The organism is Amycolatopsis sp. DG1A-15b (assembly GCF_030285645.1).
GTDB lineage: Bacteria > Actinomycetota > Actinomycetes > Mycobacteriales > Pseudonocardiaceae > Amycolatopsis.
This window is the reverse complement of sequence record NZ_CP127296.1, coordinates 4,124,006-4,137,346: the sequence shown is the minus strand read 5'-3', so window position 1 is coordinate 4,137,346 and position 13,341 is coordinate 4,124,006. Positions and strand designations below refer to the sequence as shown.

Annotated in this window: 9 protein-coding genes and 2 pseudogenes; 8 read left to right on the top strand and 3 right to left on the bottom strand. The window is 71.6% G+C overall.

Annotated elements, in window-relative coordinates; genetic code table 11:
• Position 1: 1 nt before the first annotated feature.
• On the top strand, positions 2–799 hold the full coding sequence (locus QRY02_RS18845; protein ID WP_285992840.1) for a citryl-CoA lyase: 798 nt from the start codon (positions 2–4) through the stop codon (positions 797–799).
• The gene (locus QRY02_RS18840) at positions 796–2,505 is read left to right on the top strand and encodes an FAD-dependent oxidoreductase (protein ID WP_285992839.1); all 1,710 of its coding nucleotides are present in this window, start codon (positions 796–798) and stop codon (positions 2,503–2,505) included. The genes QRY02_RS18845 and QRY02_RS18840 overlap by 4 nt, the downstream gene beginning before the upstream one ends.
• Positions 2,506–2,597: 92 nt before the next feature.
• Here the strand turns inward: QRY02_RS18840 and QRY02_RS18835 are convergent.
• Positions 2,598–3,368, bottom strand: a pseudogene (locus QRY02_RS18835) (sugar phosphate isomerase/epimerase family protein); the annotation flags it as partial.
• A gap of 102 nt (positions 3,369–3,470) precedes the next feature.
• Positions 3,471–5,336 (bottom strand): annotated as a pseudogene (locus QRY02_RS18830) (bifunctional sugar phosphate isomerase/epimerase/4-hydroxyphenylpyruvate dioxygenase family protein); the annotation flags it as partial.
• A gap of 174 nt (positions 5,337–5,510) precedes the next feature.
• Between QRY02_RS18830 and QRY02_RS18825 the strand changes: the two are divergent.
• The 4 genes from QRY02_RS18825 to QRY02_RS18815 all read left to right on the top strand — a co-directional run bounded on the left by QRY02_RS18825 (position 5,511) and on the right by QRY02_RS18815 (position 9,779).
• Positions 5,511–6,941, top strand: a complete 1,431-nt coding sequence (locus QRY02_RS18825; RefSeq protein WP_285992838.1) for an alpha/beta hydrolase domain-containing protein — start codon at positions 5,511–5,513, stop codon at positions 6,939–6,941.
• A gap of 90 nt (positions 6,942–7,031) precedes the next feature.
• Positions 7,032–7,604 carry an alpha/beta hydrolase domain-containing protein gene (locus tag QRY02_RS48635; protein ID WP_353069274.1) on the top strand — a complete coding sequence of 191 codons (573 nt, stop codon included), beginning with the start codon at positions 7,032–7,034 and terminating at the stop codon, positions 7,602–7,604.
• A 67-nt stretch (positions 7,605–7,671) separates the two neighbouring features.
• On the top strand, positions 7,672–9,021 hold the full coding sequence (locus QRY02_RS18820; protein ID WP_285992837.1) for an MFS transporter: 1,350 nt from the start codon (positions 7,672–7,674) through the stop codon (positions 9,019–9,021).
• Entirely contained in the window at positions 9,018–9,779 is a 762-nt protein-coding gene (locus tag QRY02_RS18815) for an N-acyl homoserine lactonase family protein (RefSeq protein ID WP_285992836.1), read from the top strand. The genes QRY02_RS18820 and QRY02_RS18815 overlap by 4 nt, the downstream gene beginning before the upstream one ends.
• On the opposite strand, the gene QRY02_RS18810 is transcribed toward QRY02_RS18815, so the two are convergent.
• Positions 9,757–10,419 (bottom strand): TetR/AcrR family transcriptional regulator, encoded by a 663-nt coding sequence (locus QRY02_RS18810; protein ID WP_285992835.1) that lies wholly within the window; start codon positions 10,417–10,419, stop codon positions 9,757–9,759. The genes QRY02_RS18815 and QRY02_RS18810 overlap by 23 nt on opposite strands.
• 131 nt (positions 10,420–10,550) lie before the next feature.
• On the opposite strand from QRY02_RS18810, the gene QRY02_RS18805 reads away from it, so the two are divergent.
• Positions 10,551–11,477, top strand: a complete 927-nt coding sequence (locus QRY02_RS18805; RefSeq protein ID WP_285993865.1) for a shikimate dehydrogenase — start codon at positions 10,551–10,553, stop codon at positions 11,475–11,477.
• Complete coding sequence (locus QRY02_RS18800) at positions 11,464–13,287, top strand: bifunctional sugar phosphate isomerase/epimerase/4-hydroxyphenylpyruvate dioxygenase family protein (RefSeq protein WP_285992834.1); 1,824 nt, start codon at positions 11,464–11,466, stop codon at positions 13,285–13,287. The genes QRY02_RS18805 and QRY02_RS18800 overlap by 14 nt, the downstream gene beginning before the upstream one ends.
• Positions 13,288–13,341: the final 54 nt, after the last annotated feature.

Genomic DNA, 13,341 nt, shown 5'->3' with positions numbered 1-13,341 from the left:
CATGGACAGCGAAGCAAGCGTCGCGGACTGGTGGGCCAACGGGATCTGCCGGATGGCGCCCGGAGTGGTCGAGCTGCGCGGGATACCCGTGCAGGAGTTGATCGGCACCTACGGCCTCGTCGCCACGATCTGGTTGATGGTGCGCGGAACGAGTCCTCGGCCACGGGAAGCCGCGCTGCTCGAGGCCGCGATGGTCGCTTCGGTCGACCACGGCCCGCAAGCCCCGTCCATCGCGATCGCCCGGATGACCGCGACCTGCGGGGTCGGCCTCAACAACGCGATGGCGTCCGGCGTGAACGCACTGGGCGATTCGCACGGCGGTGCCGGCCAGCAGTGCGTGGAACTGCTGTCGCTGATCGTCGAGCGCGAAGCCGCCGGTGACGCGCTGGAGGCCGCCGCCGAGGCGGTCGTGGCGGACTTCCGGAAGCGCAGCCGCTACCTGCCCGGCTTCGGTCACCGCTTCCACCCGCGCGATCCACGCCGCGACCCGTTGCTGGCGCTGGTGGAGGCCGCCGTCGCCGACGGGGTCGTCGCGGGAAGGCACCTGCGGGCCGCGCTCGCGGTCGAAGCGCTGCTGAACGCCGGGCGGGCCAAGCCCGTGCCGATGAACATCGACGGAGCCACCGCGGTGATCTACGCCGAGCTGGGCTTCCCGCCGCCGCTCGCGCGGGGGTTGTTCGTGCTGAGCCGCAGCGTCGGAATACTCGCCCACGCCTGGGAAGAGACGACGCAGGGCCGGCGCAACAAGGGACCGATACCGCCTTCGATCCTGCCGACGGTGCTCGCGGCAGGCTCGTGACCGCCCACGAGACCGACCTTCTCGTCCTGGGCTCCGGAGCCGCGGGTCTGGGGGCGGCCGTCGTCGCGGCCGGCGAGGGGCTTTCCGTTCTGGTACTGGAAAAGACGGAGTGGCTCGGCGGAACCAGCGCCTACTCGGCGGGTACCGCCTGGATTCCGGGGCACCGGTACCAGGCCGACCCGGATGCGGACACCGAAGAGGCCCGCCGGTACCTCGACGCGCTCGTCGGCGACCGCGCGCCGCGCGAACTGCGGGAGGCTTACCTGCGACGCGGCCCTGAGGCGATCGACCACCTCGAGCGGATGGGGATCGGCTTCCGGCATTCCGCGAGCGTGGTCGACTACCACCCGGAACTGCCCGGGTCCGGGATCGGCCGGGCGCTCGAGCCACGGGTTTTCGACGCCCGGCGACTGGGTCGTGGACGCTTCGAGCGCGTCCGCCGGCCGGTGCGGGAATTCGCGCTGTTCGGCGGGACGCTCATGCTCCGCAGGCGCGAAGCCGACCAGCTCGTCAAGGTGTTCGACGGTTCGGTGCGAGGCTTGGCCGTGGCCCTCCGGCTCGGCACGCGCTGGGCACGGGACCGGCTTCGGTACCGTCGCGGAACCCGCCTGACGATGGGCAACGCACTGGTCGCCGCTCTCTACGACCAGCTCGTTCGCCGAGGTGGCGAGGTCTGGTTCACCGCCCGCACGACGGAGTTGGTGACCGACGACGCCGGCGGCGTGACCGGTGCCGTCGTGTCCTACCGGGGACGGACGGTGCGCGTCGCCGCCCGCCGCGGTGGCATCCTGGCCGGGGGCGGATTTTCCGCGAGCCCCGAACTGCGAGCGGCGTACCTGCCCCCGCCGGTCCCGCAGTTCACCCCGGCGGCCGAAGGCGCCACCGGAGACACCTTCACGCTGGCTCGGGCCGCCGGCGCGGCTCTGGCCGAACCCCGCGACGAGAACGCTTTGTGGTTCCCGAGCTCGATCGGCCGCCGCCCGGACGGCTCCACGGCGGTGTTCCCGCACATCTGGGACCGCGCCAAGCCCGGCATCGTGGCCGTGAACGCCGCGGGCCGGAGGTTCGTGGACGAGTCGGTGTCGTACCACCGCTTCACCCGGGCGATGTACGCGACGCAGGACGCGATCCCGGCGTGGCTGGTGCTGGACGCGCGCACGCTGAAGAGCTACGGCTTGGGGATGATCCGGCCGCACGCCCGCCCGTCGGTGCTCCGGCGCCACATCGACGACGGGTACCTCCACAGTGGACAGACTGTCGAGGAGCTGGCGCGGGCGATCGGCGTCGACCCGGCGGGTCTGCGGGAGACGGTCGCGGCGGCGAACCGCGCGGGTTTCACGGGTACTGATGCGGAGTTCGGGAAGGGCCGAAGTCCCTACGGTCGTCAGTACGGAGATCCGGGCCACCGGCCCAACCCGAACCTCGGTTCTCTCGACGAGCCGCCGTTCTTCGCGATCGCTGTCGTTCCGACCCCGCTGGCGACCGCCCTCGGCCTGCGCACGAGCGCCGACGCCGAAGTCCTCGATGCCGATGGCGAGCCGGTCCGGGGGCTCTACGCCTGCGGCAACGACGCGGCGTCGATGACCGCCTCCGAGTACCCCGGCGCCGGGTGCCAGATCGGGGCCGGGCTGGTTTTCGGTTACCTGGCCGCGCGCCACGCCGGCGGCCGGGCTCGCGACGCTATCCGTGACGCGGGCAATGGATGAGTCCCGTCAGGCGTCGTGCGCCGCGCTAACGGCTTCTCTCGCCGAAGCACGCGATGCCGTACCCCGGGTGCGAGCCACCATGGGTCTTGCCGTCAGCGCGCGAGACGTCGGCGAACCTCCTCGGCGGGGTGCGACGCGAGGTGGCGGCGGGCGGTGGCCAGCGCCAGCCGGGCGTGCTCGCCGGCGCCGACCTGCGCGACGAGCGTCGCGCGGGGAATCTCCAGGGCGTACGGGATGTCCGGGGGGAGTGCGGCCAGGATGCCGGCCACGTCCAGGCCGCCCTCGCCGGGGAACAGGCGCTGGAAGCGGGCGGTGTGGATGATCCCGGCCGTGCTGGTGGGGACCTCCGCGGGGGCGTCGCAGACGTGGGCGAAGTGGAACCATTCGCGAGGCAGGTTCCGCAGCTCGGCCACGCTCGAACCGGACCGGGCGAAATGCAGCACGTCGATGAGGAGGCCCGCGTTGGGCCGGTCCGCGGCGCGCAGCACGCGGACCGCCTCGGCGAGGTCGGCCGTCTCGGTCCAGGACGGGAACTCGAGGTCGAGGGTCAGGCCGAGCGGCCGGGCCAGGTCGCACAGCTCGGTGAAGTGGTCGACCTTCCGGACCGGGTCCGGGTCCGGCAGCTGCGTGATGACGTGCCGGGCACCGAGCTCGGCGCCGGCCTCCAGCACGCGCAGGAAGTCACGCGGCTCGTCGTGCGGACCGATGCGGGCCAGTTCGATGTCCAGGACGTCGACGCCGGTGGCCGCGAGCCGGGCCTTGGTGGAGCGCATGAGCGCGGGGTCGGTCGCCAGGGGGTAGTGCGGTTCCTGGGGCGTCACGCGGGTCAGGCGCAGGCCGACGTAGCGGTAGCCGGCGCTCGCCGCGGCCTCCACCAGCTCCGGCGGGGACAGGGGCAACGCGGTGAGGTGGGCCAGCGAATAGTCGTGCTGGTGCCGTGGTTCCTGCGCTTCCCGCAGCGTGCGGAGCCGGCGTCTGCGGTGCGCTGCCATGCGAACGGGCGTGTTGGCCGAGCCGTACCCGCGGTAGCGGCCGAGGCGTTGCACCACCTCGAAGAACACGCGGGAACCGGCGATCTCGGTGTAGAAGTGCAGGTACTCGCCGTGCTCGTCGCGGTCGTAGAGGATGGAGAGCCCGCGCAGTGCGGCGAGCAGCTCCGGTGCCGGGGCGAGGCGGGCGTCCAGGTCGTCGTAGTAGTTCTCGGGGATCGGCAGCAGAGCCGCGTTCCGGGCGCGCATGGCCTTCGCCGCGGCGACGGCGTCGTGGGTGGTGAAGGCGACGTGCTGGGGATTCGGCACGGCGGGCGCCCAGTCGCCGCGGCGCAGTGGTGCGGTGTTGAGCGTGATCCGGACGTGGCCGGCAGGGTCGCTCGCCCCGCGGCTGCGGATCAACCCGAACGGCGCGTCCAGTTCGACGGTGTCGCCGGGCCGCAGGCCCAGCACGGCCCGGTAGAACAGCGATGTCTGGTCGAAGTCGTCGACCGGCTCGGTGAGCGAGACGTGGTCGGTTCCGGTGAGCAGGCCCGAGGCGATCGCGTCGCCGGTGGGCGTGAAGTCGCCGAGCCAGCCGTGCTCGTCGCCGGTGCGGCAGAAGAAGATCGCGGTTCCGTCGGGCGCGGCCACCGAGCTGAGGTCCGCCTCCTCGGGCCGGTGGGCGCGGGGAAGCACGGGCGCGAGCAGGCGCTCGGCTCGCCGGGCCGAGCTCGCCGGGTCGGCGCTCTCCACCGCCAGAGCGCAGATCGACGCCGTCCCCGGTGCGACCGTCCGTTGTGGTGCGTAGTTCAGCAGGATCCGGGCCTCGCCCTGCTGCCACAGCTGGACGGGCTTGGACCGGTGCTGTCCGGCGTGGGTGAACCCGAGCCCGGTCAGCACGCTTGCCACCGCCGGTCCCGACGTCTCGTCCACGGCCAGCTCGGTGAACACGTGCCCGCCCAGCCGGGGCGCCGGCGGCAGGCCGGACTCCCGCGTCGCGCCCGGGTCCCGCAGGGCGAGCAGGGAACGCATCGCGTCGACGGCCGCGTGCCACGGGTCGGTCTGCCGCAGGACGTCGTTGGCCACGTCGAGTGACACCGGTCCCGCATATCCGGTCGCGAGCACCTCGTCGAGGAAGGCGGCGAGGTCGAACGAGCCCTGACCGGGGAACGACCGGTGGTGCCGGCTCTGCTCCAGCACGTCCGTGCCGAGCCGCGGCGCGTCCGCGAGCTGCAGGTGGAACACCTTCTCCCCGGGGAGGCCACGCAGCGTCGCGGGGGAGCCCCCGCCGGACAGCACGTGGAAGCTGTCCAGGCACAGACCCAGCGCGGGGTGGCCGGCGCTCCGCACGATCCGCCACGCGTGTTCGCAGGTGTTCACGAACCGCGCCCACGCCGAGGCTTCGTAGGCGATCCGCAGCCCGCGGGCGGCGGCCCGCTCGGCCAGCGTGTGCAACTGCTCGGCGGCGAGGCCGTCGTCGTCGACCGCGTGCGGCGACACCGACGAGCAGACCAGCAGCGTGTTCGCGCCCAGGTGGTCCAGCACGTCGAACTTGCGCTCCGCCCGGCGGAGGTTGGCCGCGAGCACGTCCGGTGGCACGGCCTCGAAGTCGCGGAACGGCTGGTACAGGTCGATCGACAGGCCGAGCCGGGCACACTCCCCTCGCACCCGGCTCGGCGACCATGGCGATGCGACGAGGTCGCTCTCGAAGATCTCCACACCGTCGAAACCCGCCGCCGCGGCGGCGGACAGCTTGTCCTCCAGCGTGCCGGACAGGCAAGCGGTCGAGATGGTCAGGTGCGCCCCCGGGCCAAGGCGCTTCGGGGTTCTGGTCGCTGCGTCGTGCTCGACGGTGAGCATGGGCACCCAGCCTTCTTGGGGGAGGTGACGGGACGACCAAACGCGAACGTACTAGATAGTTACTTATACGCCGGATGTTGCGTCAGCGTAAAGCCTGGGCTTATCTTTCCAACCATTGAACGGTTCATCCGGTCCGCCTGGTGGACCTCCTTCGGATCGAGGAGGAGTGGGCGCATGAAGACCGTCGTCCTGACCGTCGTGACACTTCTGGCCGGCCTCGTGACCGGCCCCGCGGCGGCCACCGAGCCGCCGCGCGCGGTCCCGGCGGCCGCGCCGAGCCCGCTGGTGACCGGGCCGATCCCCGCCACCGCCCCACCCGGCGACCCGTCGCACGGCTACCCGTTCTTCGCCACGGACCAGAACCTGCGGGCACGCGGGTACGTCGAGGAGGAGTACTTCGTCGAGGGCACCGCCAACCGGTACACGACCCCGGACGGCGCGACCGGCTCGGTCATCGACGGCGGTCACGAGTACCGGACCCGCATCGTGGTCCGCCGCCCGGTCTCGCCGAGGAAGTTCAACGGCACGGCCGTGGTCGAGTGGTACAACGTGACCAACACGTTCGACTACGAGGTCGTGTGGAGCCGGTCGTTCCGGCACCTGCTCGACGCGGGCTACGCCTGGGTCGGCGTCAGCGCGCAGGCCGCCGGTGTCCACTCCGGACAGGGCCTGAAGGCGTGGAGCCCCCACCGGTACGGCACGCTCGACCTGACCGACGGCGGCACGGTCACCGACGACTCGCTGTCCTACGACGTTTTCAGTCAGGTCGCGCAGGCACTCCGGCATCCCCGCGGTGCGAACCCGTTGCCAGGTTTGAAGGTCGAGACGCTGATCGCGACCGGCCAGTCGCAGTCGGCGTCGCGGCTGACCACCTACGCGAACTCGGTGCACCCGATCGCGCCGGTCTACGACGCCATCGCGATCGTCGACGGCGGTGTCGGAGTGCGCACCGACCTGACGACGAAGGTGTTCAAGACGGCCAGCGAGTACGACGTGCTCGCGAACCAGGCCGCCCGCCGCCAGCCGGACACCGATCGGTTCGTCTCCTGGGAGATCGCCGGCGCTTCCCACTCCGACCGGCACGCCTACCTGGTGAACAACCCGATCCGGCTGCGCGACGCCGGCGTGTCCGGTCTGCTCGCCGGGCCGACGGCCCCCTGTGTGGCGCCGGCGCGCAGCAACGTGCCCTACGAGTACGTGCTCGACGCGATGTTCGACCACATCGTCCGCTGGACCGGAGACGGCGTCCGGCCACCCGCCGGGCCGCGGATCGAGGTGACGGACACGGGCACCCGGCCCGCCACGGCGAACCGGGACGCCTACCAGATCGTCAAGGGTGGCATCCGGCTCGCAGCGGTCGCCGTGCCGACCGAACGCAACACGGGCTGGAACACCGGCCTCACCCCGGACCGGGACAGCGCCTGCGCGCAGGGCGGCACCTGGATCCCGTTCGACGGAACCACGTTGCGCGGCCTGTACCCGACGCACACGAGCTACGTCGACGCGGTCCGCCGGGTCACGGCGCAGAACCTGCGGGACGGCTACCTGACCCGCGAGGACGCCGACGCCACCGTTCGAGCCGCGGAGAAGGCTGATGTGCCGTGAAGCACCGCAGGCACGCGGCCCGGCGCCACTTCGGCGGCAGCGTCGCGGTCGGGCTGATGAACATGACCAACCGGTGGACCTCGATCGCAGGTGACTGACCGCCCGCGGCCAGTCACCTGCGCGACGCCGCACAGGTGCAGCTGGATCGGTGGGCGGCTGCGGAGTGGATCGCACCACCGCGTCCAGGTCGACGCCACCGGTAGCACTGTCACCGACCAGTGCGGCAGCGCCGCCGGTGGGGTGCGCACCCCGTGGCTGGACGTGCCGGTCGCGACCTGCCGCCCGACGAGCACCCCCGCGTCGACCTGCGGCCTCCAGGGGCATCGCGTGCCGTTCGACCCGGCGCGGCAGAAGACCCCTACCCCGACCACGGTGCCGATGTCCGCCCGTTCATCGCCGAGACCGAACCCCCTGGTCACCCAGGGGTACTGCACCTCGCCCCCATCGCCTGCCGACGTGCCACGGTGGTGCAGCTGCGCGGCGAACGCCGCATCGATGACACGGTCCTGCGGCCTCCAGGGGGCTGCAGGCCGGCCTCGGCAACGAAGAGATCCGGCTGACCGGCGGTGCCGCTGCGGAGTGCCCAGGAGTGGGTTGCGCTGCGGGCGACCGAGGTTCAGGCACTTGACAAGCCCGTCGGCGCCGTTCAATCTCTCTAATTAACCGTACGGTACATACCTAACCGGTTAGTTACTTGGACTGCAGTGGCGCACCCGCGGAGGAGATTGACGTGACCGATCGTCCGGACGGCGCAGCAGGCGCCCCACCCGCGGGACGGCCCGCCAAGGCCGCCTTGGCCGCGTGGATCGGCAGCGCGCTCGAGTACTACGACTTCTTCATCTACGGCACGGCGGCCGCGCTGGTCTTCAACAAGATCTTCTTCCCGGCCTCGTCTCCGGCGACGGGCACGCTACTGGCCCTGTCGACTTTCGGCGTCGGGTACGTGTCGCGGCCGCTCGGGGCGCTGCTGCTGGGGCACCTCGGCGACAAGTTCGGCCGCAAACGCGTGCTGCTGGCGACTCTCCTGCTGATGGGTCTGTCCACTGTGCTCGTCGGCTGTCTGCCCGGTTACGGCACGCTGGGCGTGGCCGCGCCGATCCTGCTGGTGGTCCTGCGGCTGCTGCAGGGCTTGTCCGCCGGCGGTGAGCAGGCCAGCGCGAACTCGATGAGCCTGGAGCACGCGCCGGAACACCGGCGCGCCTACTACACGAGCTTCACGCTCAGCGGTACGCAGGCCGGGCAGATCCTCGCGACGGCGGTGTTCCTGCCGGTCGCCGCCCTGCCGCAGGAAGAGCTGCTGTCCTGGGGCTGGCGGGTGCCGTTCTGGCTCAGCGCCATCGTGGTGCTGGTGGGCTACTACATCCGCCGGTCGCTGGACGAGACGCCGGTGTTCCGGGACGAGGTCGCGAGCGGCGAGGTGGTGAAGCTCCCCTTGGCCGTGCTGCTGCGGGACCACTGGGCCGACGTCCTGCGCGTGGTCGTGGCCGCTTTGATCGCTTCCGTCAGCACGATCTTCACCGTCTACGCGCTCAGCTACGCGGTGAACACCGTCGGCCTGAGCAGGACACCCATGCTGTGGGTCGGGGTGCTGGCCAACGTGGCCGCCGTGGTGTCGATCCCGCTGTGGGCGAAGTTCTCCGACCGCTTCGGGCGCAAGCGGATCTTCATCGCCGGCTCGCTGGGCTGCGCGATCCTGATCTTCCCGTACCTTGGCGCCATCGCGGCCGGCAGCTACCTCTGGATCTTCGTCGTCGGCATCGGGATGTTCGGCATCGTCTACACCGCCACGAGTGCCGTCTGGCCGTCGTTCTACGGCGAGATGTTCCCCGCCAGGGTGCGGCTGTCGGGCACCGCGATCGGGACCCAGATCGGGTTCGCGGTCAGTGGGTTCCTGCCCACCATCGCGGTGGGGGTCACGGGAACGGGCCGGGGCGCGTGGCTGGGCGTCGCCGTCTTCACCGCCGCGCTCTGCCTGGTGAACATCATCGCCGTGGCCACCGGCAAGGAGACCTACCGGGTGCCGACCGCCCAGCTGGGGCTCAAGGAACCGGCACGCAGTGAGGTCGGCGTCGCGCAGTGAGCGAGTTCGAGGTCTACGCGCTGTGCTACGGCCGGCGGACGGGGTACCGCGGTGAGCACTTCCTGGGCTACGGCGAGGATTCCGTGGAACCCCATCCGACCGCTTACTACGTCTGGCTGGCGGTGTCGCCGGAGCACACGGTGCTCGTCGACGCGGGGATCCGGGCCGCGCGGGCGCGGGAAGTCCCCGGACTCGACTACGTCGAGCCCGTCCGGCTGCTCAGCGCGCTCGGCGTCGATCCGGCGAGCGTCGGTCACGTCGTCCTCACGCACCTGCACTACGACCACTGCGGCACGGTGGCCGAGTTCCCGAACGCGCGGTTCGTGGTTCAGCGGTCCGAACTGGACTACTGGACCGGCCCGTGGGCGAAGCGGATCGAGCGGGAACGGTGGCTGCTCGACGAAGTGGCGCTCGAAGACCTGCGAGCCGACCTGGTCGACGGCGACACCGAGGTCGTGCCCGGGCTGAGCGTCCACCTCGTTGGCGGGCACACCGCCGGGATGCAGGTGGTGCGGGTCGAGACGGCCGCGGGTCCGGTCGTGCTGGCTTCGGACGCCGCCCACTTCCGCGAAAACATCGAGGACGACCGCCCGGCGCCGCTGCTGCACTCGATGACCGGGGTGTACGGCGCCTTCGATCGCGTCAAAGAGCTGGCCGGCGATGGGCTGATCGTGCCGGGGCACGATCCGGCGGTGCTGGCCCGGTATCCGCCCGTCGCCGACCGGGTCGTGCGGCTCAGCGCGTCGTCAGGTAACTGACGAGCATGTCGGCGACCATGCGCCGGTGGTGGTCGCGGTGTGCGGGATCGAGCATGTCGCGGTCGAAGATGGCGTTGAACGTGTAGCGGTTCGCGGTGCGGAACACGCAGAACGCGCTGATGGCCATGTGCACGTCGAGCGCGTCGACGTCGTCGCGGAACTGTCCGGTCTCCCGGCCGCGGGCGAGGATGCGGGTGAGCACGTCGAGGGCCGGGTTGGCCAGGTTGGACAGCGCTTTCGACCGGGCGATGTGCTCGGCGCGGTGGATGTTCTCGATGCTGACCAGCCGCACGAAGTCCGGGTGCGACTCGTGGTGGTCGAAGGTGAGCCCGGCGAGCTGCCGGATCGCCTCGGCGGGGTCGAGGTGCTCGACGTCGAGGTTCTGCTCGAGCGAGCGGATGACCGTGTAGGCCCGTTCGAGCACCTCCACGAACAGCTGGTCCTTGTTGGTGAAGTAGTAGTAGATCATCCGCTTGGTGGTGCGGGTTTTCGCGGCGATCTCGTCCACCCGAGCGCCGTCGAAGCCCTTTTCGGCGAACTCGCGGGCGGCGGTGTCCAGGATTTCGGTACGGGTCCGGTCGGCGTCGCGGATGCGTTCGGGCCCGCCTTTCGCCACGTCGTCCGACGTCGGTGCTGCCACGGACTTCCTTCCTCGCTTCAGCTGATGTGCCCACTCTAGGACGTCGCCGCGGATACGAGGCTCTTCACGGCGGCGACACCGTGAGGTACAAATAACGTACTAGTTCGTACATTATGGGGGTGCTCGTGACCTTGTCATCAGCCGCCGACGCGATCCGTGCGCACGCGGCGCGGACGCCGCCGGGCACGGTGCTCACCGGCCTGATCGGCGCGGGCATCGGACCGTCGCTCAGCCCGCCACTGCACGAGACCGAGGCCCGCCGGCTCGGGCTGGAGCTGGTCTACGCCCGCTTCGATCTCGACGACCACGACGTCCCGGCCGCAGCGGTCGGTCCGATGCTGGCCGTGGCTCGGGATGCGGGGTACCGCGGGTTGAACATCACGCACCCGTGCAAGCAGGTGGTGCTCGCGCACCTGGACGAGCTGTCGGCCGACGCGGCGGCGCTGGCCGCGGTCAACACCGTCGTGTTCGAGGACGGCCGCGCGATCGGGCACAACACCGACTGGTCCGGCTTCGCCCGCGGCCTGCGGACCGGACTGCCCGGTGTGGACCTCGGCGCGGTCGTGGTGCTCGGCGCGGGCGGGGCCGGCGCGGCGGTGGCCCACGGTCTGCTCACGGCCGGAGCCGGCCACGTCGAGGTGTTCGACCTCGACGCGAGCCGGGCTGCGGAGCGGGCCAGTACCCTCGCCGGCCGGTTCGGCGCCGGCCGCGCGTCGGCGGGAACGGACCTCGAGGCGGCGGTCGGCGCCGCGGACGGGCTCGTGCACGCCACCCCGACCGGCATGGCCGCCTACCCGGGGCTGCCGCTGCCCGCCGGGCTGCTGCGCCCGGACCTCTGGGTCGCCGAGGTGGTCTACCGCCCGCTCGAAACCGAACTGGTCCGCACCGCCCGTGCGCTCGGGGCGCGCGTCCTCGACGGCGGCCGCATGGCGGTGTTCCAGGCGGCCGAAGCGTTCGACCTGTTCACCGGCGCCGAACCCGACGCGGCGCGGATGCTTGAGCACTTCGCCGCGCTCACCACTCCTCTGGAAAGGCAGCCCGCCGATGTCCTCGACTGAATCCCGCCGTTCGATCGCCACCGTCTGCCTCTCCGGCACCTTGGAGGACAAGCTGACCGCGGCCGCCCGCGCCGGGTTCGACGGGGTGGAGATCTTCGAGAACGACCTCGTCGCTTCTTCGTGGTCGGCCAAGGAGATCGGTGAACACTGCGCCGAGCTGGGCCTGTCGATCGACCTGTACCAGCCGTTCCGCGACTTCGAAGCGGTGCCGCCGGACGTGCTCGCGCGGAACCTCCGGCGCGCGGAGCTCAAGTTCGACGTCATGGACTCCCTCGGCGCCGACACGATGCTGGTGTGCTCGACGGTGTCCCCGGACGCGGTCGACGACGACGATCTCGCCGCGGAGCAGCTGCACCTGCTGGCCGAGCGCGCCGCTGCCCGGGGGATCCGGATCGCCTACGAAGCGCTGGCGTGGGGCCGGTTCGTCAACACCTACGAGCATTCGTGGCGCATCGTGCGCCGCGCCGCCCACCCCGCGCTCGGGCTGTGCCTGGACAGCTTCCACATCCTGTCGCGAGGCAGCGACCCGGCGGCGATCCGCACGATCCCCGGCGAGAAGCTGTTCTTCCTGCAGCTGGCCGACGCGCCGCGGCTGCAGATGGACGTCCTGCAGTGGAGCAGGCACCACCGGCTCTTCCCCGGCCAGGGCGCGTTCGACCTGACCGCGTTCACCCGGAACGTGCTCGCGGCCGGCTACCGCGGGCCGTTGTCGCTCGAGGTGTTCAACGACGTCTTCCGCCAGGCCGACCCGGGACCGGCGGCCGTCGACGCGATGCGGTCGCTGCTCGGCCTGCAGGAGACGCTCGGGGTCGCCGAGCTCCCGCCCGCTCCGGCGCTGGCCGGCCACGCGTTCGTCGAGCTGTCGGTGGACGACTTGACCGAGCCGGCGCTGGCGAAGGCGCTGAGCGGGCTCGGCTTCACCGAAACCGGTCACCACCGGTCCAAGCCGGTCCGGTTGTGGCGGCAGGGAGACGCGCGGATCCTGCTGAACAGCTCCGGATCTTCGGCGGGGGCGTCGGTCGGCGCGGTCGCCGTCGAGAGCGCCGACCCGGTCGCCTCGGCCCGGCGCGCCCAGCGCCTGCTCGCGCCGATTCTGCCGCGCGATCACCGCGCGGACGAAGCGGATCTGTCGGCGATCGCCGCGCCGGACGGGACATCGGTGTTCTTCTGCCGGACCGGCGCCGACATCGCCGACAGCTGGCTCGGCGACTTCACGGAGACCTCGACGGCAGGCGGGGGCGCCGGCGTGACCGGGATCGACCATCTGGCCCTCACCCAGCCGTTCGACCACTTCGACGAGGCAGCGCTGTTCTACCGCGCGGTCCTCGGTCTCGAACCGGAGCCGGTGACGGAGTTCGCGGCGCCGTTCGGGCTGGTGCGCAGCCGGACGGTGGCCGACCCGTCCGGCCGCGTCCGCATCGCCCTCGAGTCGGCCCTGCTCCGGCGCGGAGACTGGGCGCCGGGCGTCCGCGAGCCCCAACGCGTCGCGCTGGCGACCGACGACGCCCTGGCGAGCGCGCGCCGGATGCGCGAGCTGGAGGCGCCGATGCTGGACATCCCGGGCAACTACTACGACGACCTCGACGCCCGGCTGGCCCCGGACCCCGAATTGCTCACTGCCCTGCGGCAGCATTCGGTGCTTTACGACCGCGACGAGCACGGCGAACTGCTGCACTTCTTCACGGTCGTGCTGGGCGGACGGGTGTTCTTCGAAGTGGTGCAGCGGATCGGTGGCTACGCCGGCGACGGCGCGGTCAACTCGCCGGTCCGGATGGCGGCGCACCGGAGGCAGCGCGCGGCATCGGCGTGACGGGGAAGAGATTCCGGTGGCGTGGGCGGTTCACGCCCTGGGTGCAGGCCGAGC

Excerpts from the sequence above, each read along its gene's own strand:
- QRY02_RS18800 (WP_285992834.1), top strand. The coding sequence starts at position 11,464 with ATGTCCTCGACTGAATCCCGCCGTTCGATCGCCACCGTCTGCCTCTCC.
- QRY02_RS18825 (WP_285992838.1), top strand. The coding sequence starts at position 5,511 with ATGAAGACCGTCGTCCTGACCGTCGTGACACTTCTGGCCGGCCTCGTG.
- QRY02_RS18845 (WP_285992840.1), top strand. The coding sequence starts at position 2 with ATGGACAGCGAAGCAAGCGTCGCGGACTGGTGGGCCAACGGGATCTGC.